A 26356-nucleotide genomic window follows, 5' to 3' on the forward strand; every position below is an offset into this window, starting at 1 on the left:
ATGGCGCCAGGCAAGGCAGCATATCGCGCCCGGACAAGTTGGCTCTTGCATCCGTCAGCACAACTCAAACCGCTCGATGAGGAGCGTGCCGGGCGCGAGATCGCCGAACTGACGGCCATTGCCAATGACGAAGGGTTTCCTCGGCTTGCGGGATTGCTGAAGGCTGACGGCATTGCCCGCAGGTTTCTTTCGGCCGTCTTTGATCTTTCACCATTCCTGCGCGATCTGGCACGCCGGTGCCCGCGGATGCTCGATGCCCTCTTTGACCAGCCCGTCGAGGAGCGGCTACGTGCAATTGCCATTGAGATCGAAACCGCATGGCGTGCTGCTGGCTCCAGCGAAGCAGGCCTGATGGCCGACCTGCGCCAACTGAAGATGGAGGCGCATTTCCTCATCGCCTTGTCGGATCTTGCAGAGGAGACGGACACGAATTTGACGGTGCACCGTCTTAGCGACCTTGCTGACAGTTGTGCCTGTTCTGCCGTCAACTTCCTGCTTGCCGATGCGGATCGGCAAGGCAAGCTCAAACTGGTCGACCCTGCTAGGCCGTCACTAGAATCGGGTTGGATATTGCTCGGTATGGGCAAGCTTGGCGCGCATGAACTGAATTTCTCCTCCGATATAGATTTGGTGGTTTTTTTCGATCCCGAAGCGCCAGCCGTGGTCGATCAGATGGAGGCCACCGATACTTTCTCCCGTTTGACCCGTCGGCTGGTGCGTATTCTCCAGGATCGAACGGAAAACGGCTATGTATTCCGCACCGACTTGAGGCTGCGGCCCGATCCCGGATCGACCCCCTTGGCCATCCCTGTGGAAGCGGCACTGAACTATTACGAAGGCCGTGGCCAGAATTGGGAACGCGCGGCGATGATCAAGGCGCGGCCCGTCGCCGGCGATGTCGAAGCGGGGGCCGCCTTCCTCAAGGAGCTTCAGCCCTATATCTGGCGCAAGTACATGGACTACGCGGCCATTGCCGACGTGCATTCCATCAAGCGGCAGATCCATGCCCACAAGGGCCACGGCGAAATTGCCGTAAAGGGCCATAACGTGAAGCTCGGGCGCGGTGGTATTCGCGAGATCGAGTTCTTCGTGCAGACCCAGCAATTGATCGCCGGGGGCCGCTTCCCCGAACTGCGCGGACGCGAGACTGTGCCGATGCTGGCAAAGCTTGCGGATCGCGGCTGGATCACGGCAGATGCACGCGGCGCTCTCACGCAGCAATACTGGTTTCTGCGCCGCGTCGAACACGCCATCCAGATGGTTGCCGACGAGCAGACACACACTCTGCCCGAAGATGACGAGGGTCTCGAGCGTATCGCGCATATGCTTGGCTATGTCGACGCCGAGACGTTCTCGACCGCGTTTCGCAGCGCTTTGCAGCAGGTCGAGCGCCACTACGCGGCGCTGTTCGAGACGGCACCCGAGCTCTCGGCCGGCATCGGCAATCTGGTCTTTACCGGCGACGTCGATGACCCCGATACTTTGCAGACCTTGCATCGTCTCGGTTTCCAACGGCCGAGCGACATTTGCCGCGTCATCAGGGCGTGGCATTTCGGTCGTTATCGGGTTACCCGCTCTGCTGAAGCGCGCGAACGGCTGACGGAACTGACGCCGGCGCTGCTCGAAGCTTTCGGCAAGACGCGCCGCGCCGACGAGGCCTTGATGCGCTTCGACGAGTTCCTGGCGGGCCTTCCGGCCGGCATCCAGCTTTTCTCACTGCTCCAATCCAATCCGGCATTGCTGAAACTGCTTGCTACCATCATGGGGGCGGCACCTCGGCTGGCAGCGGTGATCACGCGCCGACCGCATGTCTTCGACGGATTGCTCGACCCGGCTCTGCTAAGTGAACTGCCCGACAGAAAATATCTCGCGGCGCGACTTGCCGCGTTTATCGAAGGCGACAGACCTTACGAGGATGTGCTCGACCGTTTGCGGATATTCGCTTCCGAGCAGAAATTCCTGATCGGCGTGCGTCTGCTTGCCGGCTCGATCGACGCAAGGCGGGCCGGCCGAGCTTTTTCAGACCTGGCGGATCTGACCATCGGCGCCGCACTCGATGCGGTGACAGCTGAATTCGCGATGCGCCATGGCAGGGTTCCGGGTGGTCGGGTAGCTTTGCTTGGCATGGGCAAGTTGGGCAGTCAGGAACTGACCGCCGGGTCCGACGTCGATCTGATATTGCTCTACGATCATGAACAGGATGCCGAAGAGTCGGATGGTGAGAAATCGCTCGCGCCGGCCCACTACTACAGTCGCATGACCCAGCGGCTGATCGCGGCCGTATCGGCGCCGACGGCCGAGGGCGTGCTATACGAACTCGACCTTCGCCTTCGCCCTTCTGGCAACAAGGGGCCTGTGGCGACGCATATCGAGGCGTTTCGCAAATACCAACGTCAGGATGCCTGGACATGGGAGCAGATGGCACTCAGTCGTGCCCGTCCGATTTCCGGCGACCCCGGTCTGTGCGACGAGGTTGGCAGCGAAGTTGCCGCCATTGTCGCCTTGCCGCGCGATGCCGCGAAGGTACGGCGTGAAGCCTTCGACATGCGCAAGCTGATCGAGGGGGAAAAGCCGCCACGCGATATCTGGGACATCAAGCTTGTCCCGGGAGGTCTGATCGATCTTGAGTTCATTGCACAGGTTGCCGTGATAACCGGTCAGTTCGATGGACCTCCGGGGATGACCGGTACCGCGGAAATTCTCACGCACCTCTCGCCGCAATATGCCGATGCTCAGATGCGGCAGGAATTGAGCGATGCCTATTCGTTCTATCTGGCGATCACCCAGATGACACGGTTGTGCCTGACTGGCGCATTTGACAGGAACGACGTGCCGCCAGGGCTTTCCGACCTCCTGCTTGCCGCGACAGACCTGCCGGACTTTTCGGTGATGGAGGCACACCTGAAGGATGTGTCGACGAGCGTCAGGAAGAATTTCGACCAGTTGTTTCGGTCAAAACGGAAATGATCACGCCGCTACCTTCATCGAGCGGACGTGCTTCTTTAACGGGATGCGGACTGAGACGATGGTTCCTGCGCCTTCGGTCGAACGGATCTTGAGCGCGCCGCCGTGAAGTTCGGCCAGCGACCGGGAAATCGCCAATCCAAGCCCCGATCCTGTGTGGTTCTTGGAGAACTGGTTCTGAACCTGTTCGAACGGGCGTCCCAATTTGCTTAGCGCCTGCTTGGGAATGCCGCATCCATTGTCTTCTATGGTCAGGGTCAGAGCGCCGGACGTATTGCGGGCCCTGAGCGAGATATGGCCGCCTTGCCCGGTGAATTTCACGGCATTCGACAAGAGATTGATGACGATCTGCTTGATGGCGCGGCGATCGGCGACAAGCGACAAGGCTTCGCCGATATTGGTTTCGACGGTGATGGCTTTCGCCGCGGCCTGAAGGGAAACAACACGAACCGTCTCGCGGATCAACGGGCAAAGGTCGATTTCCTCCCGCTCCATGGAGAACTGGCCGGCCTCGATCTTCGACATGTCAAGGATGTCGTTGATGACACCGAGAAGATATTTGCCGCTGGAATTGATGTCGCCGGCATATTCATCGTAGCGTTTCGAGCCGAGCGGACCGAACAGCGACTGCTGCATGAGCTCGGAAAAGCCGATGATCGCGTTCAGCGGCGTGCGCAATTCGTGCGACATGTTGGCGAGGAATTCGGACTTGGCCTGATTGGCCGCCTCGGCCCGCTCCTTCTCCTTCATGTATTTGCGGTTGAGTTCGGCAAGCTCCCGCGCCTTTTCCACTTCCGCCCTGCGGGCGAGGCTGAGATCGTGAATGGTCGACATGAGCCTGCGTTCGCTGTCGACCAGTTTGTCCTGATGTTGCCTGATCTGGGTAATGTCGGAGCCGACGGAAACGGTGCCTCCGTCACGGGTCTTCAGTTCGTTGACCTGCAGCCACCTTCCGTCAGCCAGTTGCCGCTCATAGGAGGCGCCTCCACGCATGCCATTGACATTGGCAAGCCGCCGCTCCGATGCGAAGGCCAGCATGCGCTCTTCCAATACCGCGCGTTGCGCCCCAGGCATCACATCGCGGTCGGTCAGGCCGTTGTCCTGTTGATACTTGGAATTGCACATCACCAGACGGTTGGCTGAATCCCACAGGACGAAGGATTCATTGATGTTCTCGATGGCCGTGCGCAGACGCAGGTCGGCGGCCTCGGAGCGCAGCGCAAGGTGCCGCTGTTCGGTCACGTCGACGGCGATGCCGATGAGTTGGATTTCGGGGGCATCAGGGTCCATGACCTGTGCGCGGGCCCGCATCCACACCCACTGTCCATTGGCGTGGCGCATGCGGAAAACTTGATCGATGTGATCGATTTCGCGAGCGACCACACGGTTGGCGATCTCGAACAGATTGCCGTCGTCAGGATGGATGATGGCGTCCACTTCTCCGAACGACAGCATGGTCTCGCATGGCTCATAGCCCAGCATGTCGTACATTGAGGGCGACCAGTACATCTTGCCGCGAACCATATCCCAGTCCCACAGGCCGCAACGGCCACGCACCAGCGCCATGTCTATCCGCTGGTGGCCTTCGAGATAGAGGCGGTCCGCAGCCTCGGCCCGCGCCGCCTGACTGAAATAGGCGTAGAGGATCACGATGAGCACGCCCGCCGTAAGCGCGAAAAGCGTAACGTTGAGCGAGACGGTCTTGCGCCATTCAGCGAACACCGTTTCTTGCGGCACCAGAGCTGCCGCTGCGGCCGCCCCCCCATCCTGAATGGTCACCGAGGCATACCAGTCCTGGCCGTCGATCCTGACGTCGATAACGCCAGCCCGCTCGCCGAACAGGAACAATGGTTGGCCTCCTGAAACGATACTGTCCAGGGTGCGGCCATACCAGCGTGTGGATCGTGGCGTGACGGCTGCAATCTTGAACTTGCCGTCAGTGATGGCGAGGACATGGCCGGGGGCCATGGCGGCCTGACGGCTGACTTTCTCCAATAACTCTTGTTCGGCGCCGTCGGCCGCCGTGCCGTCGACTGCAGAGGCCAATTGGCCTGCTGCAAGTGTGAGAACTGCCTTGGCGCTGCGTTCGACATCGTCGTGCCAATTCATAAGAGAAACGCAGCGCACGGCTGCGACAACGACCAGGAACAGGATGATCAGTGCCGGGATGAGCCTGCGCAAGAAGGGCTCGGCCGCGAGCAGCCTTTGGTAGGCGGGTTGAGCGATGAGCCGCGTGTTGCCAGCTAGGCCGCCGCAGCGCTCAAAAACCGTCCCACCGGGCGCGCTCCACGCGTCCGCCTTGGCCATGAAATGGCTCTCCCCAAAGCTCAGTTCTGCTTGGTGACCCGGTTACACCGCACGTCCGAATCGCCACTAAAGAATCAAAGGTGATTCGCCTTGTCCAGAGGCCGAGCCAAAAAAGATGAAAATTCGGCAAACAAAGAGGGCGTATGCCAAAATTCCCGGGCTCGGGCGGGGATTTCCTGGCTCAGCTCATACCAGGGTGCGGTCGATGATATCCCTGAGATCGGCTGACAAGTTCGACGTATTAGCCATGGTCAGCAATGCCTCTTTCGCCTTGGCCTGTCGTGCGGGCTCCAGTGATCGCCACGACCGCAGCGCCGTCGCTAGCCGTGCCGCGACTTGCGGATTGCGTTTTTCAATCTCAAGCACAGTCTCGGCGAAGAACCTGTAGCCGGCGCCGTCGGCGCGATGGAAGCCAGTCTGGTTGCCGCTGGAGAAGGTCCCGATCAGGGAGCGCAGCCGGTTGGGATTGGTGGACGAGAAGGCCGGGTGCGTCATCAGCATCCGTACCGTGTCGACGGCTTGAGGTCCCGGCACGCTGGCCTGGATCTGGAACCATTTGTCCATCACCAGCGGGTCGGACGCGTATTTTGCCGCAAACGCCGCAATCGCCGCATCCGCTTGGGGTGATCCGGGATGGCGGTGTGCCAGTACCATCAGGGCTGCCGCCAGATCGGTCATGTTGGCGGCGGCCTTGAAATGGCGCGCGGCGGTTTCCGCACCTCCATCAAGGCGCGACAGATAGTCGAGCAGAACGTTGCGCAAGGCGCGGCGGCCGGCGCTTTCGGCGTCGGGGCTGAATTGGCTGTTGTCGCGCAGACTGTCGTAGAGCACTTCGAACCGCTGTCTATTGGTCGAGGCGATGAAGGTGGCAAGCGCTTCGCGTGCCGCGAAAATGGCGTCCGGATCAATGTCCTTGCCGATCTCGCGCGCGATGTCCGCCTCGCTTGGCAGTGTCAGGGCAAGCGCGCGATAGGCCGGCTCCAGATCGCCATTCGTGGCTATCGTGCCTGCAAGGCCCCCCAGCCTGGCCGCGAAATCCGTTCCCTTGCCGCCGCGAAGGCGACGGAAGGCCGCGATCAAGGCGTCGGTCAAAAGCGTGTTGAAGGCTTGCCAGCGCGAGAACGCGTCGCTGTCGTGACCTGCGAGAAAGAACTTGTCGTCCGCCTTCTGTTCCACCGACAAGGTCACTGGAGCCGAGAATCCGCGATTGAGCGACAGCGCTGGCCGCGCCGCTACACCGCTGAACCGGACAGTGTGGTGGCGTTTGCGCACCTGGATGACACCACCTTCGACAGTCGCGCCATCGACGCTGTCATAGAGCAAATCCTTGCCGTCTTTGCCGACCAGACCGAAGGCCAGCGGAATGTGCATGAGCCGTTTGCGGCTCTCGGAAGGTGTCGGCGGAACCGACTGTTCGATCTCCAGTGTCAGTTGTTTTGCAGCCGCGTCGTAGTGCGAACTGACCGTCAGGTTCGGCGTGCCGGCCTGATTATACCAAAGCGCGAACTGCGACAGGTCGCGACCAGACACATCCGCGAACACCTGGACGAAATCCTCGATTGTCGCCGCGTCGCCGTCATGGCGCAGAAAATAGAGGTCCATGCCGGCACGGAACGTTTCCGCGCCGAGCAGGGTGCGGATCATACGGACCACCTCGGAGCCCTTTTCATAGACGGTGGCCGTATAGAAGTTGTTGATCTCCCGGTAGCGGCGCGGCCGCACCGGATGCGCCAGCGGCCCCTGGTCCTCCGGGAACTGCATCGCCCGCAACGTCCGCACTTCGGCGATGCGCTTGACGCCGCGCGAACGCTGGTCGGCGGAAAATTCATGATCCCGGTAAACTGTCAGTCCCTCCTTCAGGCAGAGTTGGAACCAGTCGCGGCAAGTGATCCTGTTGCCTGTCCAATTATGGAAATATTCGTGCGCGATGATCGCCTCGATATTGGCGAAATCGGCATCCGTCGCCGTTTCCTCGTCGGCCAGTACATACTTATCGTTGAAGATGTTGAGGCCCTTGTTCTCCATCGCCCCCATGTTGAAGTCGGACACTGCGACGATGTTGAAGACGTCGAGATCGTATTCGCGGCCGAACACTTCCTCGTCCCATTTCATTGACCGTTTCAGTGCGTCCATGGCGTAGCCGGCCAGCCGCTCCTTGCCGTGCTCGACATAGATGCCGAGGTCGACTTCGCGACCGGACATGGTGGTGAAACTGTCCCCGACCTTGCCGAGATCACCCGCCACCAGCGCAAAAAGATACGAAGGCTTCGGGTGCGGATCTTCCCAGACGGCATAATGCCAACCGTCGGCAAGGTCGCCGCTTTCGACGGGATTGCCGTTGGACAACAGCAGCGGGGCTTCCTTGCGCCGTGCTTCGATGCGCACTGTGAAGACGGAAAGAATATCCGGACGATCGAGGAAGTAGGTAATGCGTCTGAAGCCCTCCGCTTCGCACTGGGTGCAATAGACATTGTTTGAGCGATAGAGACCCATCAGCGCCTCATTATGCGCCGGGTCGATCTGGGTCTCGATGAGGAGCGTGAAGCGTGGTGTCGAGGGCAATGCATTCAGGGCAAGGCAGTCCGGGCTGGCGTCATAGGCGGACGTGGGAACCGCCACGCCATCGATCTCGATGCGTCGAAGTGCCAGGCCGTCGCCGTCGAGGATGAGCGGGCTATCCACGGCCACTCCAGCACGGCGTTCGACGGTCAATTCGGCTTTGACCATCGTTGCCTCCGGCGAAAGCCGAAAGGTCAACCGCGTTCGCAAAATGAGATAGTCGCTTGGCCGATAGTCCTCCAACTTGAAAACCTGGCCGGTATCGGTGCGCATCCGCTTGCTTTCCTTTTGTTTTTGGTTAGGCAAGGCAAAGCCGTTGGCCCAAGACATACAAGGCCCGGTTCTTTACATGAAACGGGACCGCGTCAACATGCCCGTACCGCCTGCACGCATCTGTTCCGCAACACAGGATGCCACTTCCACGTGACTTCGCCCGAAGTCCCCGGCTCGCGGGGCGCTCTCACCGCAATTGCGCTGAAAGTCATGTCGGTGACGATTTTCGTCGCGATGTCGTCGCTGATCAAAGCGGCCGGGCAGGTGCCGGCGGGTGAGATCGTGTTCTTTCGATCCTTCTTCGCTATTTTCCCAATCCTGATCTTTCTGACATACAAGCGCGAGCTTCGCACCGCTTTCACTACCAAAAGGCCCATAGGCCACATTTTGCGCGGTATTGTCGGTGTGTGTTCGATGGGCTTCACCTTTTTTGCATTGACCCGGTTGCCGCTGCCCGATGCGATAACGCTGAACTACGCCCAGCCGCTGCTAATCGTCGTATTCAGTTCGCTTTTTCTTGGTGAGGCCATCCGTGTCTATCGTTGGAGCGCGGTTGCGGTGGGGTTGGTGGGCGTCCTCATCATCTCATGGCCGGAATTGACGCTGCTAAGTTCCGGATCGGCGATGGACGATCAGGAGGTGCTTGGCGTGATGGCTGCGCTGGCCGGCGCGGCCAGTTCGGCAGTGGCAGCACTTCTGGTTCGCAATCTGGTTCACACCGAGCGCACAGCCACCATCGTCCTGTGGTTTTCGATGGTGGCCAGCGTCCTGGCGCTTCTGACACTGCCTTTCGGCTGGCAGGCGATAAGTTCGACGCAATCCTTGCTGTTGATCGCTGCCGGATTCTGTGGCGGCCTGGCGCAAATCCTGATGACCGCCGCATATCGACATGCCGAGGTTTCGGTGGTTGCGCCGTTCGAATACACCTCGATGATCCTCGCCATCGTGGTGGGATACATTGTTTTCGGTGACGTCCCGACAGCCTACATGCTGGTGGGTGGCCTGATCGTCGTTGCGGCAGGCATTTTCATTATCTTCCGCGAGCGCCAGCTCGGTCTGGAACATGCGCATGCGCGAAAGGTCACTCCCTCGCAAGGTTGACTGGTTGCGTCCGGCTATCCCAGCGACCGGAGCTTCATCTTCACTTCAAGAAAGTCACGCCAGGCAAGACGCTTATGTGCGGGCGTCCTCAACAGATAAGCGGGATGCAGCGTTGGCATCGCAGGAATGGTCGCGCCAGACGCGGAAGCGTAGGTGCGCCAGTTGCCCCGTAGCCGCAAGATGCCTTCTGTGGTGTTGAGCAGCGTCTTGGCTGAGGCTCCACCGAGATGAACGAGCACTTTGGGGGCGACCAGTTCGATCTGGCGTTCTATGAACGGCCGACAAATCTCGGTCTCATGCGGGGTGGGGGCACGATTGCCTGGCGGGCGCCACGGAATGACGTTGGCGATGTAGACGGAATTGCGATCGACGCCGATCGCAGCCAGCATCCGGTCGAGAAGTTGACCTGAGCGCCCGACAAAGGGTCGACCCTCGATGTCCTCATCGCGCCCCGGCGCTTCACCCACCAGCATGATGCTGGCCTGCGGGTTGCCATCGGCAAATACCAGGCTCTTGGCGGTAAATTTCAGGTTGCAGCCGTCAAACGACACCATTCGCTGGTGCAGCTCCTCCAGACTTGTCGCTTCCGCTGCCAATTGGCGGGCCATGGCCGCTTGCTGCTCGTCTGGAACCGCAGTTGCCTGAGAACGCTGGATCGGAGGTGATGGCTGCGCAGCCGGGGGTTGGAGGCTCCGTCTTGGCTCGCGCGGTTGGGCCGCAGCATTTGTCGCTGCGCGTGGCGTATCAGCCTGTCTCGCAGCTTGCATGAACCGGTTTGCCGGCTCGTCGGTCAATGCGTCATCCACCCCGGCTTCGGCGTAGAAGGCGAGAAGCGCATGCAAATCCAAAAGGGGGTCGGATACGGTGGCAGTCATGGCGGCACATTCGACGTATCGGTGCCGGTTTGCAAGTTTGTATGGATGATTGTGGGTGTTTCAGGTCGAGGGAATGCGTGGATCCTGCACCAGATAGAAGGTCCAGCGCGGTGTGTAGTCGGTGATGAGAAACTGGAACGACACTGGCGTTAAAGGATCGACTTGCCCGGTCGTGAACAGCAAGCGGTCGTAGGGTTCGAAACCGCGGTCGAATTTGGCGAATTTACTCGAGACGATGTTGTCCGGCGACTTGTTACGTTGGTCGAAGGAGAGGCCATCGCCGAAGACGCTTGCCCGATCGAGAATCTCCTGCAATTCGAATTCGAATTCGATCCAGGGATGGCCGCTGTTGTTCAAAGTCTCGATGCGCATATGCATGACGCCGTTGGCGTAGTCGTTTGAAGGATCGAATGGTCGTATCGGGCGCGTCGTGCGAATAGTGAGTGTTACCGGGGTTGCCGACTGAAACTCCTCGAAAATGACAAGCGGATCGGCCTGCGTGCCTGTGCCTGACACGCCGGTGATCTCGAAACCGCCAAGTTCGTCGGAAAACGTATAGGCGCCTGCCGGCCAGAGTTTTTGCTCACCTGCAACGCTCGATGGGCCATTCGCTGCCGTCAGAAGGAAGATCGAAACGGTCAGCGACCCGGCATGACCGGGCAGCCTCCAAAAGCGCGTCGATGACAAGCCCTGCCGTCCAAAGGTGCGCATGCCCCCACTATGGCCGATAAGCATGCTGTCGCACACTCAAAAAACCGCGATGGTCCAAACAGGTAGGGTCGCCAATATTTGACGTTTACGTTAGCGTAAAATATTGTGAAGCTGAGGTTTGCCGAGGGAAAACGCGGGTGTTCGGATACCGCAGGTTTTACGTCGCGATTTGATGCGCTATGGAGCGCTGGAGCCAGCAAAGTATCGGCCAGCCAGGTTCGGAGGGATTGATGAGCGAAACTGAGCGCGAAAGCATGGAGTTCGACGTGGTCATCGTCGGCGCGGGGCCTGCTGGGCTGGCCGCTGCGATCCGTCTCAAGCAGGTCAATCCCGATTTGTCGGTGGTCGTGCTGGAGAAGGGCGGCGAGGTCGGCGCTCACATCCTTTCAGGTGCCGTGGTCGATCCGATCGGCATCGACCGCCTGCTGCCGGGCTGGCGCGAGGAAGGCGGCCATCCTTTCAAGACGCCGGTGACCGACGACCATTTCCTCGTCCTTGGGCCTGCAGGGTCGGTGCGCCTGCCAAACTTCCTGATGCCTCCGCTGATGAGCAACCACGGCAACTACATCGTCTCGCTGGGCAATGTCTGCCGCTGGCTAGGCTCGAAGGCCGAGGCGCTTGGCGTCGAAATCTATCCGGGCTTTGCAGCGGCTGGTCTGCTCTACGATGAGTCCGGTAACGTCACTGGCGTCTATACCGGCGACATGGGCGTGGAGAAGGACGGTTCGCACGGGCCTGCCTATGCGCCCGGAATGGCGCTGATGGGCAAATATGTGCTGATCGGCGAGGGCGCGCGGGGCTCGCTCTCCAAGCAGTTGATCAACAGGTACAAGCTGGATGAGGGGCGTGGGCCGGCCAAGTTCGGCATTGGCCTGAAGGAGTTGTGGCAGGTCCAGCCGGAGAAGCATAGGCCGGGGTTGGTGCAGCATTCGTTCGGCTGGCCTCTCGACATGAAGACTGGCGGCGGTTCCTTCCTGTATCATCTGGAGGACAATCAGGTCGCCGTCGGCTTCGTCGTTCACCTCAACTACAAGAACCCCTATCTCTCGCCGTTCGAGGAGTTCCAGCGTTTCAAGACGCATCCCTCAATCCGTGGCACTTTCGAAGGCGCCAAGCGCGTCGGCTACGGCGCGCGCGCTATCACCGAGGGTGGCTGGCAGTCGGTGCCGAAGCTGTCGTTCCCTGGTGGCGTGCTGATGGGCTGTGCAGCAGGCTTCGTGAACGTGCCGCGCATCAAGGGTTCGCACAACGCTGTGCTGTCGGGCATGCTGGCGGCGGACCATGTCGCCGAGGCGATCGCAGACGGCCGCGCCAATGACGAACTGTCGGCCTATGAGACCGCATGGCGCAGCAGCGCCATCGGCAAGGATTTGAAGAGGGTGCGCAACGTCAAGCCGCTGTGGTCGCGCTTTGGCACCATTGCCGGCGTCGGCATCGGCGGGCTCGATATGTGGCTGAACACGCTGTTCGGCTTTTCGCCATTCGGTACGCTGAGGCATGGCAAGACCGATGCTGCGTCGCTGGAGCCCGCTTTGAAGCACCAAAAGATAGCCTACCCGAAGCCGGATGGCGTGCTGACCTTCGACCGCCTGTCCTCAGTGTTCTTATCCAACACCAACCATGAGGAAGACCAGCCGGTGCATTTGCAGGTCAAGGACATGGCGCTGCAGGAGCGATCCGAGCACGATGTTTTTGCCGGCCCCTCGACCCGCTATTGTCCGGCCGGCGTGTATGAATGGGTCGATGCTGAAGGCAACGCCGCCGCTGACCCATCAGCCAAGGATGTGCATTTCGTCATCAACGCGCAGAACTGCGTTCACTGCAAGACATGCGACATCAAGGATCCAAACCAAAATATCAACTGGGTACCGCCGCAAGGCGGTGAAGGCCCCGTCTACCAGAATATGTGAGAGGGCCGCGGCGGGACCGTCTTGACTGCCGTCTGTCCGGCGAAGGGCTTAGCTGCGTAGCTGTTCGGCAGACACCGTGGCCGTCTCGTTCTCATCGTCATGCTGGTCGACTCCGGATTTGATGGAGAATTCGATCAAGATGGGAAGATGATCGGATCCAATGCTCTCGAGGCGTTCAGCAGAGTGGATAAGGATATCGCCCTTGCTGAACACGTTGTCGATCGGCAGGCCTGCGAAACGCAGGAAATCGGGAAAGGGCAAAAACAGCCAGGTTGGTCCGACCGAGTGCATCAGCGTCAACCCTCCGGCTTTGGCGATATCGTGGGCCGCTGTGCTCCAGGGCGTCGCGTTCAGATCGCCCGCCATGATTGCGGTCGGCGCCAGTGAGGCCAATGGCTGCAACAGGATCGCGATCTGCCGTTCCTGTTGGAAAGGCCATGGCCAGCCGAGATGGATGGCGCCGACGTCGACCTTCGCGCCTGCGAAATCCACGGTTGCGACGGCGAGCGATCCCCGTTCGAAGCAATGGGTTTCCTCGTTCTCCGTGAACGGCCGACGCGACAGGAGCGCGACGCCGAAGACACTGTTGGGGCGAGGGCAGACCACCCGGTAAGGGTAGGCGCTCTTGAGCAGGTCAAGCTTGCCGTCCCACATTGACGACACTTCATCGAGCGTCACCACGTCAGGCTTGGTCCGGCCGACCAGCGACAGCACCTTTTCCGGCGTGCGGTTGTCGAAACGCAGGTTCATCTGCAAAAGCCGATAGACCGCCTGGTTGGCAGGCTTTGCCTCGAATGCCGCCTTCACCGGTTTCGAGCCAAGTAAATTCAGTGTGTCTGTGGTGGTGGAGAACGCCACGACCGCAAAGACCAAGGCCGAAATAGCCTGCACCAGATAGGTTGTGGTCAGTAGCGGCAGAGCAAGCACGGCCACGATAACCGCCAGGTGCACGCGAAAATGCGCCAATGAATCAAGTGCAGGATGCAAGGAACCGAAAAATCCCAGCAGCAGCGGGATGGTCGCTGCAGTCAGGCAAAGCAGCATCAATGGCTGAAAAGCGATACGGCCCCGGTTCATGCGCGTTGATTGGCCAAGGAATTGCGGCTCATTGATGGTAAGGCCGGCAATACGTATGTTTCGCACGAAAATTGCCAAGGATGAAGGGGAAGGGCATGAGGCCAGCTGCTGGGTCGTGGATAATCTTGCTGGCGACTGCTTTCGCAGGAAGCGTCGTGAGCACCCATGCCAGTGGCGAAACCGTGGAACGGGTCGAAAGCTACACGATAATCGGCAAGACTGGCATCGAGCTCTACCGGTCGATCGGTGAACGCGGCCCGAAGGTCGGGGCTGCGCGTACCATTGCGCATACCAATTTCAAGCTGACGTGGTCGAGAAAATACAAACCGCAGGACGACGGCGGCTGCACCTTGGTGTCGGCACGCCCCAAACTGATCATTACTTACACATTGCCCAAGCCTGCCGGCGATTTGCCCGCCACTACCAGAAAACAGTGGGATGCCTTCATTCAAGGCGTCCACCGCCATGAGGAAGTGCATGGCGTCCACATCAAGGAGATGCTGGCGGAGATCGAAGAGGCCACCATCGGCTTTTCGGTCGCTGACGATCCGAAATGTCAGAAGGTGAGGAAAGCGATCATCCCGTCGCTGTCGCAGGCATCCCTGCGGCAACGGGAGCGCAGCCGGGATTTCGATCGGGCTGAGATGGGTGATGGCGGCAACATGCACCGGCTGATCCTGGCCCTTGTCAACGGGCAATAGGCCGGTTGAAACGGCGGCTTACTGGAAGGCCGTCTCGGAGAAACTTCTCAGCTTGCGCGAATGCAGTCGCTCCATCGGCATTTCGGCCAGCTTTTCCATGGCGCGGATGCCGATGGTGAGATGCTGGGCCACCTGGCGCTTGTAGAACTCCGTGGCCATGCCGGGTAGCTTCAGTTCGCCGTGCAGTGGCTTGTCGGAGACGCATAGCAGCGTGCCGTATGGCACGCGGAAGCGGAAGCCATTGGCGGCAATCGTCGCCGATTCCATGTCGAGGGCAATGGCTCGCGATTGCGAAAGCCGCTGCACCGGGCCGCGCTGGTCGCGCAATTCCCAATTGCGGTTATCGATGGTGGCAACCGTGCCCGTTCGCATGATGCGCTTGAGATCGTAGCCTGAAAGGCCGGTGACTTCCTGTACCGCTTCCTGAAGCGCTACCTGGATTTCCGCCAGTGGCGGGATCGGCACCCACACCGGCAGGTCGTCGTCGAGCACGTGGTCCTCGCGCACATAGGCGTGTGCAAGTACATAGTCTCCCAGCGCTTGCGTGTTGCGCAGTCCTGCGCAGTGGCCAAGCATGACCCAGGCGTGCGGTCTCAGCACCGCGATGTGATCGGTGATCGTCTTGGCGTTGGACGGGCCGACGCCGATATTGACCATGGTGATGCCACCGTGGTTCGGCTTCTTTAGGTGATAGGCGGGCATTTGCGGCAACCGGAACGCAGCGGCGTCGCTCGTTCGGGTATCGCCGGCTACGGTCACAATATTGCCGGGCTCGACGAATTCGGTATAGCCGCCGCCACCCGTGGCCATCAGGTCGCGAGCCCGTGTAACGAACTCGTCTATGTAGAACTGGTAATTGGTGAACAGGACGAAGTTCTGGAAATGGTTGGGCGTCGTCGCCGTATAGTGTGACAGCCTGTGCAGCGAATAGTCGACTCGCTGCGCGGTGAAAGGCGCCAGTGGCCGCGCTTCGCCGAGCGCCACCTCGAAGGTCCCGTTGGCGATTTGGTCGTCGGTGCCGTCGAGGTCCGGTACATCGAACAAATCGCGGATCGGTCGGCGAATGCGCTCGGCCGCTGCCCCGTCTATGTAGCTGCCCTCGAAGAAAGCGAAATGCAGAGGAATGGGCGTGCTCGATTCCGAAACCATCACCGGAACGCCATGGTTGCGTATGATCAGGCGAAGCTGCTCGTCGAGATAGCTCTCGAACAGGTCAGGGCGCGTAATCGTGGTCGAGAAATGACCGGGCGTCGGCATATGGCCGTATGCCTGGCGCGAATCCACCTGCGTGAACGAATTGGTGACGACGCCGACCTCCGGATAGAAGGCACGATAGCGGGTGTCGATGTCGCCGCCAGATGCCAGCGCGGAAAACGAGTCGCGCAGGAACTTGGTGTTTCGCCCATAGAGCGTTTGCAGGGCCGCAACCGCTTCGGCGGGGTCGTTGAAACTTTGCCGGGCAAACGGCTCGGGCGTCACGACGGATTCAATGGCCTGCGGATAGATTCGGTTTTCCATGGCTCACTATAGAGCCTTGTCTGGACGGTTGGGAGGGGGTGGAATCCTCTGCCGGGCGGCTGTGTTAGGCTCCTCTTGCGGCTCAACCGCGCTGCAGGCTCACAAGAAGGACGAAACCGAGGCCGTTTTTCTTCATAGCGGGAGCCTCGATCGTCGAGCTTGCGCTGTCACGCATGCTGGGCACCGCCAGAACCGGTGCCGCCAGCACGAGCAGGATGCATCCAGCACGGGGCAGCAACCGCAGGATTTTAATGGTGTTGTCGGTGATGTGGTTCATGACGGCGATCCCGTATTGGCGGTTAACGGCCGAACTTGCCGCAGGCGACGCGACACGTGTCGGACCGAACCTCATCCCAATGCCTTGGTTGACGGCTGGCTTCCGCGACGAGGATGGCAAAGCCGATTCCGAACAAAGTCGTGAGCAGGCAGACGATGGTGAAACGGCGAGCAAGCATGTCAGTCCCCTTTGTTAGGCACGACAATGCGCTCAGGCCCCTGAACCGCCTCTGAGAAGGCCGTTCATCTTCGGTTCAAATTTATTGACGGTGTTTTACCGGCCGGGCGCCTTGTGCCCACCGGCGTGAGGCTTATGTGCAAAGACATTCATCTATTCGGAGAACCGGAATGACGTCGCAGACCATGCCCATAGAACTCTATTATTGGCCGACGCCCAACGGCCACAAGATTTCGATCATGCTGGAGGAGCTTGGCGTTCCCTACGCGATCAAATACGTGAACATCGGCCGTGGCGAGCAGTTCGAGCCATCATTCCTGAAGATTTCTCCGAATAATCGCATGCCGGCGATCATCGATCCGGAAGGTCCGGGCGGAAAGCCGATCTCCGTTTTCGAGTCCGGTGCCATCCTGCAATATCTGGGCCGCAAGTTCGGCCGGTTCTATCCCGCCGATGAGCGCCAGCGCACGGAGGTCGACCAATGGCTGTTCTGGCAGATGGGCGGGCTCGGTCCGATGGCCGGTCAGGCGCATCACTTCCGCCAGTATGCCGCCGACAAGATTCCCTATGCCATCGACCGCTACACCAATGAGGTCAACCGGCTCTACGACGTGATGAACAAGCGCCTGGCCGACCGCGATTATCTGGCCGGCGAGTATTCGATTGCCGACATGGCGGCATTCCCGTGGACGCGCCCTTACAAGAACCAGGGCCAGGACCTCAACGATTTCCCCAACCTGAAGCGATGGTTCGAGGCGATCTCGGCCAGGCCTGCCGTGCAGACGGGGGTTGAAATCGGGCGGGAGCACCGCCGCAATCTGGCCGACGACAAGGAGGCTCAAAAAGTCCTGTTCGGGCAGAAGGCCCGGGCCTGAAAGCCATTGCGGGTAGCTGCCGGCGAAACCGGCAGCTACCCTTATTCAAAATGCCGCTTATTGGCGGGCGAGGCTCTCGCTCTTGCAGATCAGTCCGCCAAGCACGCAACCTGACAGTGCTAGCGTGTTGCCGGATACGCTTGCCTTGCCGGAGTAGGTCTTGCCCTCGTCGAGCTTGTTGACCGTGCCTTTGTAGGTGCCGTCGCTGCCAGTCATGCAGCCGATCGACTTGCCCTTGTATTCGCCCGTCATCACCGTGCCGCAGAATTTACTTCCGCTGCCGGCATAGGTGATCAAGGTGCCGTTCGGCCGCTTCCACGTTCCCTCGATGGGGTCGGCCCATGCCGAGCCGGCTGCCATGAGAATGGCGATCGCTGCCAAGCCAGTCTTACGAAACATCGTCTCCTCCCTGTCGGCCCGTGCGGTATGGTCCGCTTTGCCTCTTACGCGAACGTAAGCTAGTTCAGTCTCCACCAAAGAAAAAGCGGTGCCGCAGCGGAAGGGCGCGCGTTTTTCGCGACTTTTTTGCGCGTCATTTCCGACGAATTGAAACCGTTGCGGCATCCTCATGCTTTGCCGTGGTTAGCGAAGTCTTGAGCCCCAGGTTGGGCATTTTCATCAAGTTGAACGAAAAACCGCGCGATTGCGGGCTTTCTATCCTTAACGAATTCTCGCGTTTACCTCTTGTTTTAGCTTTGTTTTCTTCAAGTTAAGCACGTCATTTAACGGCGGATTCAAGCCCCTGCTGCATTCTCCAAACCATCGAACGGGCAGCCTCCACGGATGAAACAAGGCGGCGCTCAGGAGCAGGACAGGGGATAAAAATGGCACGTTTTGAAATGCTTGAGGTTGGCTTCGGCACGATGGGCGCCACGGCGCAGGCCGACATCCTTTTTGAGCTTGGCATGATGTATGCGACCGGCCGCGACTGCGACGTCGACCCGGTTGCCGCCCACAAATGGTTCAACATCGCCGCGATCAAGGGTTCGGCCCGTGCGGCAGAACTGCGCTCCGAATTGTCGGCGACAATGTCGAAGCTCGAAATCGCCCAGGCGCTGCGCGAAGCGCGCGAATGGATGACGATGCACTGAAAGATTGCAGCCCGACCTCCAGCGGGCGACAATGAAGCAGGGCCGCTCCAACGAACCTGCGTGACCAAACAGGGAGGCAACGGGATTTCGAGGCGCGGGGGCGCCGGGGAAGCTTGTGCCAGCCAAGAGCCGCGACCGATCGAAACAAGATCGGCGCGGCTCTTGGCGTGCGGGCCGTCCCGTTCTTGTGGTTGGCCGCCCCGGCGCTCCCATCAGCTCTCGGCTTTCTCGACGAATTTCACCAGCACCGTGCCGTCGCTGACCTGTTCGCCCTCGGCGGCAATGTCGGCGACGATGCCGTCATGGGGGGCTGAGATGGTATGTTCCATCTTCATCGCTTCGAGGATCAGCAGGGGCTGGCCCTTGGCGACGCTGTCGCCCTTTGCCACGCGCACCAGCTTGACCAGACCGGGCATCGGCGCGCGCAGGTTGCCGGTTCCCGCCAGCGCTTCTTCCGCGCGCGCCAGCGGGTCGGGCACCGCGAATACATGGCCGACGGCTCCGTCGAATATGGTGACATGTCCCGGCCAGCGCGCCACGCGCTGCTGGTTGGCAGCGCTGCCAAGCCTGATCGTGTCGCCGTAGAGCCTGATGGCAACTCCATTGCCCGCTGCGGCGATGATCCTGGCCGGAATATCATGGTCGCCATACTTCAAGCGGACTTCCCGCTCCATCCCCTGGAAATGCGCATAGCCGCCGAGCGCCGACCACGGATCGTTCGATATTGTCCGGTCGGCAAAGCCCGAAGCGGCAAAAGCCGCGGCGGCGGCGATTTCAAAGGTGGGCGCGGGGAGTGTCGTCAGCGCTTCCTGATGGCGGCCGATCAAGCCGGTATCGACATCGCCCCTGGCGAAGTCGGGGTCTGCCGCCAGCGCGGCCAGAAAGGCGGTGTTCACGGTCGAGCCGGCAACTTCGGTTCTTGCCAGAACGTCGCTGAGCGCGGCAAGCGCGGCTTGCCTGTCCGCGGCGTGGACGACCAGCTTGGCGATCATCGGGTCATAGAAGGGCGATATGCTGTCGCCGGCCCTGACGCCTGTCTCGACGCGCATCGAGGCACCCTGGGGCGGCGTATCGGGGAATTTCAGGTGGTGAAGCGTTCCAGTTGCCGGCAGGAAGCCCTTTGCCGCGTCTTCGGCATATAGGCGTGCCTCGAAAGCGTGGCCGTAGAGCCTGATTTCATCCTGTGTGCCTGGCAATGTCTCGCCCGAAGCAACCCGTAGCTGCCATTCGACCAGATCGATGCCGGTGATCATCTCCGTCACCGGATGCTCGACCTGCAGGCGGGTGTTCATCTCCATGAACCAGAAGCGGTCGGCTTGCAGGCCTTGGGAAGCATCGACGATGAACTCGATCGTGCCGGCACCGGAATAGGAAATGGCCTTGGCCGCCGTCACTGCTGCCTCGGTCATGGCCGCGCGCAGTTCCGGCGTCATGCCGGGGGCAGGGGCCTCTTCGATGACCTTCTGGTGGCGGCGCTGGGCCGAGCAGTCGCGTTCGAAGAGATGCACGGCGTTGCCGTAGTTGTCGCCGAACACCTGCACTTCGATATGGCGGGGCTTGTCGACGTATTTTTCGACCAGCACGCGGTCGTCGCCGAACGCGGCCTTGGCTTCGCGCCGCGCACCCGAAAGCGCCTCGGCGAATTCATCGGGATCGTCCACCCGCCGCATGCCCTTGCCGCCGCCGCCGGCGCGCGCCTTGATCAGCACCGGGTAACCGATTTCGCTCGCCTTAGAAGCCAGCACCACGATCTCCTGCGCCTCGCCGTGATAACCGGGCACCACCGGCACGCCGGCTTTTTCCATCAGCCGTTTGGCCGCATCCTTGAGTCCCATCGCCCGGATCGAGGTGGCGGAAGGACCGATGAAGATGAGGCCGGCGGCCACCACCTGATCGACGAAGTCAGGATTTTCGGACAGGAATCCGTAGCCCGGATGGATCGCTTCAGCCCCGGTCGCCTTGGCGGCCGCGATGATCCTATCGCCGCGCAGATAGCTTTCGCCGACGGGCGACGCGCCGATATGCACGGACTCGTCGGCCTCCTGCACATGCAGCGCCCGGGCGTCGGCGTCGGAGTAGACGGCGACCGTTTTCACGCCCATCTTGCGCGCGGTGCGAATGACCCGGCAGGCGATCTCGCCGCGATTGGCAATGAGGATTTTCGAGAACATCAGCGCGGCGCTCCGATAAGAGATTCCATGTGCAGGCACTGCGGGGCGCGCTGGCGAGGGCCGACCTTCATCCTCGCCACGCCCGGATTTTCGCCCGTCTGGCCATTGCCGAAAAACTGACCTTTCAGGCAGCGAAAGGCCGGGAAGACGGGCGACCGCAGGGACGCTCGTTTTGGTAAGTTGGTGCGACCTTGCGGCCGCCCGTCCGGCGATTTATCGGCCCGCCCGTTCCGTCTACTCGGAAACGGGAAGGAGGCTATAGGCTTTGCTTGTGGCTCGGCCCGCGCTTCTACAAACCGTTTTCCGCCTTTGTGCCCTTTCGCGGCACGCAGGGGTCGTAGTGCCCCCTGGACTACCCAGGACGAGCCCCCCGGACGATACGCCACGTTAGCGAACCGGCGGAGGCGCCGGCTCCTCCCCACGCAATCACCGTCATGACCGGTGTTCCCGAAGGAGAAGCTGCCGCCATTATGGCTGCGGTGCCAAGGGGTGTGGATAGATTTTGTTTCGGAAGATGTTCTGTGCTCCATGAATCACATCCGGAACACGCCGAACTTCGTTTCACGGATCGGCGCATTGAGCGCGGCCGACAAGGAAAGCGCCAGCACGTCGCGTGATTTCGCCGGATCGACGATGCCGTCGTTCCACAGCCGCGCCGATGAATAGAGCGGGTGGCCCTCATGCTCGTACTTCATCAGGATAGGCTTCTTGAATTTCTGCTCGTCCTCGGCGCTCCATGTCTCGCCCTTGCGCTCGATGCCCTCGCGCTTGACCATCGCCAGAACCATGGCCGCCTGTTCGCCGCCCATCACAGAAATGCGCGCATTCGGCCACATCCACAAAAAGCGCGGCGAAAACGCGCGTCCGCACATGCCGTAATTGCCGGCGCCGAACGAACCGCCGATGATCATCGTCACCTTCGGCACCTGCGCGCTGGCCACCGCCGTCACCAGCTTGGCACCGTCCTTGGCGATGCCGCCGGCTTCGTATTTGCGGCCGACCATGAAGCCGGTGATGTTCTGAAGGAAGATCAGCGGGATTTTCCGCTGGCAGCACAATTCGATGAAATGTGCGCCCTTCACCGCGGACTCGGAAAACAGCACGCCATTGTTGGCAAGAATGCCGACCGGCATGCCGTAGAGATGGGCAAAGCCGGTGACCAGCGTCGTTCCGTAATTCTGCTTGAATTCGTCGAATTCCGAGCCGTCGACGATGCGGGCGATGACCTCGCGCACGTCATAGGGTTGGCGCATGTCGGTCGGCACGATGCCGTAGATCTCTTCCGGCGCATAAAGCGGCGGCGCAGGTTTCTGCAAATCAAGGCCTGTTGCCTTGTTTCGATTGAGGTTCTTGACGATCCGGCGGGTGATGGCGAGTGCATGTTCGTCATCGACGGCAAGATGATCGGCAACGCCCGATTCGCGCGTATGCAGATCGGCTCCGCCGAGTTCCTCGGCGCTGACCTCCTCGCCGGTGGCGGCCTTCACCAGCGGCGGGCCGCCAAGGAAGATGGTCGCCTGCTTGCGCACCATGATCGATTCGTCGGCCATCGCCGGCACATAGGCGCCGCCGGCCGTGCACGAGCCCATGACGCAGGCGATTTGCGGAATGCCCGCCGCCGACATCGTGGCCTGGTTGTAGAAGATGCGGCCGAAATGGTCGCGGTCGGGAAACACCTCGTCCTGGTTGGGGAGGTTGGCGCCGCCGGAATCAACCAGATAGATGCAGGGCAAATTGTTCTGCAGCGCGATTTCCTGCGCCCGCAAATGCTTCTTCACGGTCAGCGGATAATAGGTGCCGCCCTTGACGGTGGCGTCGTTGACGACGACCATCACCTCGCGCCCCTCGACCCGCCCGATGCCGGCGATCATGCCGGCGCAAGCGATGTCGCCGCCATACATGTCGAAGGCCGCGAACTGGCCGATTTCCAGAAAGGGCGATCCGGTGTCGAGCAATTGCGCCAGGCGGTCGCGCGGCAACAGCTTGCCGCGGGCGACGTGACGGTGGCGGGCCTCCTCCGAGCCGCCGCGCTGCACATGCGCGGCCTTTTCGGAGATTTCGGCGACCAGCTCCCGCATCTTGTCGGCGTTGCTGCGAAAGGCCTCGGAGGCGGGGGAGAGTTGGGAATGGATGACGGCCATCACTGGACCTCTTCGGCCATCATCTCGCGGCCGATCAGCCAGCGGCGGATTTCGGACGTGCCGGCGCCGATCTCGTAGAGCTTGGCGTCGCGCAGCAAGCGGCCGGTGGGGTAGTCGTTGATGTAGCCGTTGCCGCCCAGGAGCTGGATGGCGTCGAGCGCGCATTGCGTCGCCTTTTCCGCAGCATAGAGAATGCAGCCGGCGGCATCCTTGCGCGTGGTTTCGCCACGGTCGCAGGCGGACGCCACGGCATAGACATAGGCCCGGCAGGCGTTGAGCGTGGTGTACATGTCGGCAAGCTTGCCCTGGACGAGTTGGAAGTCGCCGATCGGGCGGTCGAACTGCTTGCGCTCGTGGACGTAAGGAACGGCAACGTCGAGGCAAGCCGCCATGATGCCGAGCGGGCCGCCGGCAAGCACCGTGCGCTCATAGTCGAGGCCGGACATCAAGACTTCGACGCCGCGCCCTTCTTCGCCCAGCACGTTTTCGAACGGCACCTCGACATTGTCGAACACCAGTTCGCCGGTGTTGGAGCCGCGCATGCCGAGCTTGTCCAGCTTCTGCGCCACGGAGAAGCCCTTGAAATCCTTCTCGATCAGGAAGGCGGTGATGCCGCGCGATTTCCGCTCCGGGTCGGTCTTGGCGTAGACGACCAGCGTCTCGGCGTCCGGCCCGTTGGTGATCCACATCTTGGTGCCGGAAAGCACGTAGCGGTCGTTCTTCTTTTCCGCCCGCAGCCGCATCGAGACGACATCTGAACCGGAGCCGGGCTCGGACATGGCGAGCGCGCCGACGGCTTCGCCGGAGCACAGTCCGGGCAGGTATTTTTCCTTCTGCTCTTTGGTGCCCCAGCGGTTGATCTGGTTGACGCACAGGTTGGAATGCGCGCCGTAGGAAAGGCCGACCGAGGCGGAAGCGCGCGAAATCTCCTCCATCGCCACGACATGGGCGAGATAACCCATGCCGGTGCCGCCATAGAGCGGATCGGCGGTCAGGCCGAGCAAACCGAGCGCACCGATCTCTTCCCACAGATGCGCCGGAAATTCGTTGCTGCGATCGACCTCGGCCGCCAGCGGCGCGATCTTTTCCTGGGCAAAGCGCTGGACGAGGTCGCGAAGGGCCGCGACGTCCTCGTCAAGCCCGAAGTTGAGCGCGTGTGTGTACATGGTTTTGCTCCCGGCTCATTGTTGCGCCGACGAGGCGCATTGTCATGGAAAGATATGTTTCGGTCACGCCGGCCACCGAAAGCCGCTCGCCCGGCCGGAACCAGACGATGACGCCGGTCATCATCTGGATCAGCGCCATGGCGGTGAGGCCGGTGTCCTCGATGTCGAAGCTGCCGTTCTCCGCGCCGTCGCGCAAGATGGTGCGCAGTTCCTTCTCGTAGGCGGTGCGCAGCTTGAGGATCTGCGTCAGGCGCTCGGGCGACAGGCTGCGCAATTCCATGTTGGAGACATGCGTGGCCGGCCGTCGCGCGATGTGAAAGGCGATGTGGTTGGTGACATAGGCGACGAGGCGCGCTGTCGGATCGGGCATTGCGGGGCGCGCTGCGTTCCAGGCCTCGATCAGCGCGTCCATGTGGGCGCGCATGAGGCGAAACAGAAGGTCTTCCTTGGTCGGGAAATAGCGGTAGAGGGCTGCCGCCTGAACGCCGACCTCGGCTGCCAGTTGCCGCATCGATACGGCCTCGTAGCCATAGCGCGCGATCAGTTCCACCGCTGCCGCGCGGATCGCGGCTTCGGTCTTCTCGCCATCTGAACCAGTGGTGCGCGCCATTGTTACCCTCGTTCGAAGGATAATAAAACAACCGTTCAATTAATTCAAGAGAGGACAGCTGTGGTGGTCTGCGGGCCGTTGAGGTTCAGCCGTTTTCGTTGCCGGGTTTGCGTCTGGTTGTGCCGCCGAGCGCCAACGATCCCGCCGTCAGGGCCGCGGCCAGGCCTGCGAAGGCGCCGAGGCTGGGCAGATGCGACGGCACATCGGTCCAGGCCGGATAGATGAGGCCCGCCGTATTGAAGGATTCGGCGCTGTACTGGCACTGCACGAACGAAGCCTGCTTGCGCACCATGTCGGCATCGATCCGCGAAATCAGGTCCTCGACGGGCTGTTTGTCGGCCGAGGTCCGGCGCATATGGGCAAGCAGTTCGCGCGCTGCCGAAAGATAGGCGTGGCTGCATTCGTTGAAGGGGCTGGTCTCGTCCCCGAGGCTGCCCGGAACCAGCCCCCAAAGGCAGTAGGTGTACTGGATGGCGCCGAAGTTCTTCAGGCGATGGAATGTTTCGTCAGTGCGGCTTTGGCGGTCGGCCAACGCAAGGATTTCGCTGCGGTAATCGGAAAGCACCGCCATCTGGCCGTGCGACAGGCTGGCAATGGCAATGCCGCTGACAGCACCATCGGCGCTGCGACGATGGGCATTTGCCTGCATCGTCGCCGCCAGGGTAGTGCAAAGAAACGCAGCGGCGCATTTCGACCGGGAAACGCGCCGCTTCATGGCTTTAGCGCAAGGCTGCGCGACGGCCTGACCGGCTTGCAAAGCTCCGCTCTGCGAGGGCGCCGAATGCCAGGCCGATGACCGTCCAGAGCACGGCGTGCATGCCGATCGACGATGTCCGGAAACGCCACAGCAGGTCGGCGGAATAGCCTTCCGGGATTTCGTTGATGGTCGGCAGCGCATACTGGACGGTAGCGATGATGACGACGAAGGCCGCAGCGCCGGCAATGCCGGCATTCCATGCGCCATGCTGAGCCCACAACCGCCGGGCGAGCGCAACCGCCACAACGAGGGCCGCAATCGAGATCACCAGCATCAGGAAGAACAGTTCCGTTCGTGCGCCGATCGTTTCCGGACTGCCCACGGCGGGCGGCGTTGCCGGATATTTCAGCGCCGGCGCCAAAACGATGGCGATGAAGGCAGCGAGTGCCAGCAATGCAGCCGTGGCACGAGGTCCGAGTGGGCTGATGCGCCCATGGACATAGGCAAAGACCAGCGCGAACAGGCCGCCGATAGCGGCACCGTAGATGACGGAGCCGGTCAAAAGGCCGAGGCCGGCCTGCGTTGCCCGGCTGACCAGTTCAGGCTCTTCCTCGGCCGGTTGGGCAGAGGGGGTTTCGGCTGCGGCCATCTGCTCTTCGTAGGCGATGGCGCGGTCGATCTGAGGTTCACCGAAAATTCGGGCAAAGCCGAACGCGAACAGTCCCGCGAGGATGCCGACCAGCATCCCGCGCAACAAGAGACTTCCAACCATGTGCCTGTCTCCTAGTGGCAGGGGAAACCGAGCAGATGGCGGGCGTCATGAACGAATTCATGTGTATTCAGCCCCGAGACCAGCGTCATTGCGCCTTCTTCGGAGCCGATGAAGTAAATCGCGATCAGCATGAGCAGTCCGCCGAAAACCGCCCAAGGCAGAATTTCGCGCACAGGAATAGGCTGGGGTAGCGCACTTGGTGCGTAGGCAATGTCGGACATTTCACGGCTCCTGGGATACTGCGTCCCGTTGACTTAAGGCTTTGGCAACGGGAAAAGTCCTGACTCTCGGCATCTGCCGATCACAGTGGCGCGACCGTGCTGGATTCCCACCAGCTTCCAAACCCGTAACCGTTAAAACAGTACCGGGCCTGTCAATGGCTG

21 protein-coding genes, 3 pseudogenes and 1 riboswitch are annotated in these 26356 nt (G+C 61.0%); of the genes and pseudogenes, 8 read left to right on the forward strand and 16 right to left on the reverse strand.

Annotation, left to right across the window (positions count from 1 at the left end; all coding sequences use genetic code 11):
• The gene (locus ASD64_RS10485) at positions 1-2967 is read left to right on the forward strand and encodes a bifunctional [glutamine synthetase] adenylyltransferase/[glutamine synthetase]-adenylyl-L-tyrosine phosphorylase (RefSeq protein ID WP_056104669.1); all 2967 of its coding nucleotides are present in this window, start codon (positions 1-3) and stop codon (positions 2965-2967) included.
• On the opposite strand, the gene ASD64_RS10490 is transcribed toward ASD64_RS10485, so the two are convergent.
• Complete coding sequence (locus ASD64_RS10490; protein WP_056104671.1) at positions 2968-5271, reverse strand: PAS domain-containing sensor histidine kinase; 2304 nt, start codon at positions 5269-5271, stop codon at positions 2968-2970.
• Positions 5272-5457: 186 nt separating this feature from the next.
• Entirely contained in the window at positions 5458-8103 is a 2646-nt protein-coding gene (gene pepN, locus ASD64_RS10495) for an aminopeptidase N (RefSeq protein ID WP_056104674.1), read from the reverse strand.
• Positions 8104-8253: 150 nt separating this feature from the next.
• Here pepN and ASD64_RS10500 point away from each other — a divergent pair, with 150 nt between their 5' ends.
• Entirely contained in the window at positions 8254-9204 is a 951-nt protein-coding gene (locus ASD64_RS10500) for a DMT family transporter (protein WP_274533359.1), read from the forward strand.
• Positions 9205-9218: 14 nt separating this feature from the next.
• Here ASD64_RS10500 and ASD64_RS10505 read toward each other — a convergent pair whose 3' ends face one another.
• Positions 9219-10079, reverse strand: a complete 861-nt coding sequence (locus ASD64_RS10505; protein ID WP_056104678.1) for a uracil-DNA glycosylase — start codon at positions 10077-10079, stop codon at positions 9219-9221.
• Between the two features lie 60 nt (positions 10080-10139).
• Positions 10140-10766 carry a hypothetical protein gene (locus ASD64_RS10510; RefSeq protein ID WP_413813592.1) on the reverse strand — a complete coding sequence of 209 codons (627 nt, stop codon included), beginning with the start codon at positions 10764-10766 and terminating at the stop codon, positions 10140-10142.
• 278 nt (positions 10767-11044) lie between these two features.
• Here ASD64_RS10510 and ASD64_RS22030 point away from each other — a divergent pair.
• The 3 pseudogenes from ASD64_RS22030 to ASD64_RS22040 form a co-directional block, all read left to right on the forward strand.
• A pseudogene (locus ASD64_RS22030) lies at positions 11045-11920 on the forward strand (NAD(P)/FAD-dependent oxidoreductase); the annotation flags it as partial.
• Positions 11921-11934: 14 nt separating this feature from the next.
• Positions 11935-12108 (forward strand): annotated as a pseudogene (locus tag ASD64_RS22035) (hypothetical protein); the annotation flags it as partial.
• 262 nt (positions 12109-12370) lie between these two features.
• Positions 12371-12700 (forward strand): annotated as a pseudogene (locus ASD64_RS22040) (4Fe-4S dicluster domain-containing protein); the annotation flags it as partial.
• 48 nt (positions 12701-12748) lie between these two features.
• Here the strand turns inward: ASD64_RS22040 and ASD64_RS10520 are convergent.
• Positions 12749-13843, reverse strand: coding sequence for an endonuclease/exonuclease/phosphatase family protein (locus ASD64_RS10520; protein ID WP_244480760.1), 1095 nt, complete (start codon positions 13841-13843; stop codon positions 12749-12751).
• Positions 13844-13872: 29 nt separating this feature from the next.
• Here ASD64_RS10520 and ASD64_RS10525 point away from each other — a divergent pair, with 29 nt between their 5' ends.
• Positions 13873-14478, forward strand: coding sequence for a DUF922 domain-containing Zn-dependent protease (locus tag ASD64_RS10525; protein WP_056105061.1), 606 nt, complete (start codon positions 13873-13875; stop codon positions 14476-14478).
• An 18-nt stretch (positions 14479-14496) separates the two neighbouring features.
• Here ASD64_RS10525 and ASD64_RS10530 read toward each other — a convergent pair whose 3' ends face one another.
• The 3 genes from ASD64_RS10530 to ASD64_RS21390 all read right to left on the reverse strand — a co-directional run bounded on the left by ASD64_RS10530 (position 14497) and on the right by ASD64_RS21390 (position 16451).
• A complete protein-coding gene (locus tag ASD64_RS10530; RefSeq protein ID WP_056104681.1) occupies positions 14497-15996 on the reverse strand; it encodes an AMP nucleosidase in 1500 nt (499 codons plus the stop codon).
• Positions 15997-16078: 82 nt separating this feature from the next.
• The gene (locus ASD64_RS10535) at positions 16079-16273 is read right to left on the reverse strand and encodes a hypothetical protein (RefSeq protein WP_056104684.1); all 195 of its coding nucleotides are present in this window, start codon (positions 16271-16273) and stop codon (positions 16079-16081) included.
• Between the two features lie 22 nt (positions 16274-16295).
• The gene (locus ASD64_RS21390; RefSeq protein ID WP_200957823.1) at positions 16296-16451 is read right to left on the reverse strand and encodes a hypothetical protein; all 156 of its coding nucleotides are present in this window, start codon (positions 16449-16451) and stop codon (positions 16296-16298) included.
• Positions 16452-16620: 169 nt separating this feature from the next.
• Between ASD64_RS21390 and ASD64_RS10540 the strand changes: the two genes are divergently transcribed.
• Positions 16621-17325 carry a glutathione binding-like protein gene (locus tag ASD64_RS10540; RefSeq protein ID WP_056104687.1) on the forward strand — a complete coding sequence of 235 codons (705 nt, stop codon included), beginning with the start codon at positions 16621-16623 and terminating at the stop codon, positions 17323-17325.
• Between the two features lie 57 nt (positions 17326-17382).
• On the opposite strand, the gene ASD64_RS10545 is transcribed toward ASD64_RS10540, so the two are convergent.
• Positions 17383-17724, reverse strand: coding sequence for a DUF2147 domain-containing protein (locus ASD64_RS10545; RefSeq protein ID WP_056105063.1), 342 nt, complete (start codon positions 17722-17724; stop codon positions 17383-17385).
• 425 nt (positions 17725-18149) lie between these two features.
• Here ASD64_RS10545 and ASD64_RS10550 point away from each other — a divergent pair, with 425 nt between their 5' ends.
• On the forward strand, positions 18150-18416 hold the full coding sequence (locus tag ASD64_RS10550) for a sel1 repeat family protein (RefSeq protein WP_056104690.1): 267 nt from the start codon (positions 18150-18152) through the stop codon (positions 18414-18416).
• 212 nt (positions 18417-18628) lie between these two features.
• On the opposite strand, the gene ASD64_RS10555 is transcribed toward ASD64_RS10550, so the two are convergent.
• The 7 genes from ASD64_RS10555 to ASD64_RS10585 all read right to left on the reverse strand — a co-directional run bounded on the left by ASD64_RS10555 (position 18629) and on the right by ASD64_RS10585 (position 26194).
• On the reverse strand, positions 18629-20587 hold the full coding sequence (locus ASD64_RS10555) for an acetyl/propionyl/methylcrotonyl-CoA carboxylase subunit alpha (RefSeq protein ID WP_056104692.1): 1959 nt from the start codon (positions 20585-20587) through the stop codon (positions 18629-18631).
• A gap of 533 nt (positions 20588-21120) precedes the next feature.
• Entirely contained in the window at positions 21121-22728 is a 1608-nt protein-coding gene (locus tag ASD64_RS10560) for a carboxyl transferase domain-containing protein (protein ID WP_056104695.1), read from the reverse strand.
• Positions 22728-23894, reverse strand: a complete 1167-nt coding sequence (locus ASD64_RS10565; protein ID WP_056104698.1) for an isovaleryl-CoA dehydrogenase — start codon at positions 23892-23894, stop codon at positions 22728-22730. The genes ASD64_RS10560 and ASD64_RS10565 overlap by 1 nt, the downstream gene beginning before the upstream one ends.
• Complete coding sequence (locus ASD64_RS10570; protein ID WP_056104700.1) at positions 23863-24504, reverse strand: TetR/AcrR family transcriptional regulator; 642 nt, start codon at positions 24502-24504, stop codon at positions 23863-23865. Before ASD64_RS10570 ends, ASD64_RS10565 begins: the two co-directional genes overlap by 32 nt.
• Positions 24505-24589: 85 nt before the next feature.
• A complete protein-coding gene (locus ASD64_RS10575; protein ID WP_056104703.1) occupies positions 24590-25153 on the reverse strand; it encodes a hypothetical protein in 564 nt (187 codons plus the stop codon).
• A gap of 70 nt (positions 25154-25223) precedes the next feature.
• The gene (locus tag ASD64_RS10580) at positions 25224-25973 is read right to left on the reverse strand and encodes a CbtA family protein (protein ID WP_056104706.1); all 750 of its coding nucleotides are present in this window, start codon (positions 25971-25973) and stop codon (positions 25224-25226) included.
• A gap of 11 nt (positions 25974-25984) precedes the next feature.
• Positions 25985-26194: a CbtB domain-containing protein gene (locus ASD64_RS10585; protein ID WP_056104709.1), complete on the reverse strand. Its 210-nt coding sequence runs from the start codon at positions 26192-26194 to the stop codon at positions 25985-25987.
• A gap of 43 nt (positions 26195-26237) precedes the next feature.
• Positions 26238-26325, reverse strand: a riboswitch (adenosylcobalamin (AdoCbl) riboswitch).
• Between the last annotated feature and the right edge of the window lie 31 nt (positions 26326-26356).

This window comes from Mesorhizobium sp. Root157 (assembly GCF_001427385.1).
Classification (GTDB): domain Bacteria; phylum Pseudomonadota; class Alphaproteobacteria; order Rhizobiales; family Rhizobiaceae; genus Mesorhizobium.

What these genes read in the sequence shown, in the direction of transcription:
- ASD64_RS10485 (WP_056104669.1), top strand. Translation starts at nt 1, where the DNA reads ATGGCGCCAGGCAAGGCAGCATATCGCGCCCGGACAAGTTGGCTCTTG.
- ASD64_RS10490 (WP_056104671.1), bottom strand. Translation starts at nt 5,271, where the DNA reads ATGGCCAAGGCGGACGCGTGGAGCGCGCCCGGTGGGACGGTTTTTGAG.
- pepN (WP_056104674.1), bottom strand. Translation starts at nt 8,103, where the DNA reads ATGCGCACCGATACCGGCCAGGTTTTCAAGTTGGAGGACTATCGGCCA.
- ASD64_RS10505 (WP_056104678.1), bottom strand. Translation starts at nt 10,079, where the DNA reads ATGACTGCCACCGTATCCGACCCCCTTTTGGATTTGCATGCGCTTCTC.
- ASD64_RS10525 (WP_056105061.1), top strand. Translation starts at nt 13,873, where the DNA reads ATGAGGCCAGCTGCTGGGTCGTGGATAATCTTGCTGGCGACTGCTTTC.
- ASD64_RS10530 (WP_056104681.1), bottom strand. Translation starts at nt 15,996, where the DNA reads ATGGAAAACCGAATCTATCCGCAGGCCATTGAATCCGTCGTGACGCCC.
- ASD64_RS10535 (WP_056104684.1), bottom strand. Translation starts at nt 16,273, where the DNA reads ATGAACCACATCACCGACAACACCATTAAAATCCTGCGGTTGCTGCCC.
- ASD64_RS21390 (WP_200957823.1), bottom strand. Translation starts at nt 16,451, where the DNA reads ATGCTTGCTCGCCGTTTCACCATCGTCTGCCTGCTCACGACTTTGTTC.
- ASD64_RS10540 (WP_056104687.1), top strand. Translation starts at nt 16,621, where the DNA reads ATGACGTCGCAGACCATGCCCATAGAACTCTATTATTGGCCGACGCCC.
- ASD64_RS10545 (WP_056105063.1), bottom strand. Translation starts at nt 17,724, where the DNA reads ATGTTTCGTAAGACTGGCTTGGCAGCGATCGCCATTCTCATGGCAGCC.
- ASD64_RS10550 (WP_056104690.1), top strand. Translation starts at nt 18,150, where the DNA reads ATGGCACGTTTTGAAATGCTTGAGGTTGGCTTCGGCACGATGGGCGCC.
- ASD64_RS10555 (WP_056104692.1), bottom strand. Translation starts at nt 20,587, where the DNA reads ATGTTCTCGAAAATCCTCATTGCCAATCGCGGCGAGATCGCCTGCCGG.
- ASD64_RS10560 (WP_056104695.1), bottom strand. Translation starts at nt 22,728, where the DNA reads ATGGCCGTCATCCATTCCCAACTCTCCCCCGCCTCCGAGGCCTTTCGC.
- ASD64_RS10565 (WP_056104698.1), bottom strand. Translation starts at nt 23,894, where the DNA reads ATGTACACACACGCGCTCAACTTCGGGCTTGACGAGGACGTCGCGGCC.
- ASD64_RS10570 (WP_056104700.1), bottom strand. Translation starts at nt 24,504, where the DNA reads ATGGCGCGCACCACTGGTTCAGATGGCGAGAAGACCGAAGCCGCGATC.
- ASD64_RS10575 (WP_056104703.1), bottom strand. Translation starts at nt 25,153, where the DNA reads ATGCAGGCAAATGCCCATCGTCGCAGCGCCGATGGTGCTGTCAGCGGC.
- ASD64_RS10580 (WP_056104706.1), bottom strand. Translation starts at nt 25,973, where the DNA reads ATGGTTGGAAGTCTCTTGTTGCGCGGGATGCTGGTCGGCATCCTCGCG.
- ASD64_RS10585 (WP_056104709.1), bottom strand. Translation starts at nt 26,194, where the DNA reads ATGTCCGACATTGCCTACGCACCAAGTGCGCTACCCCAGCCTATTCCT.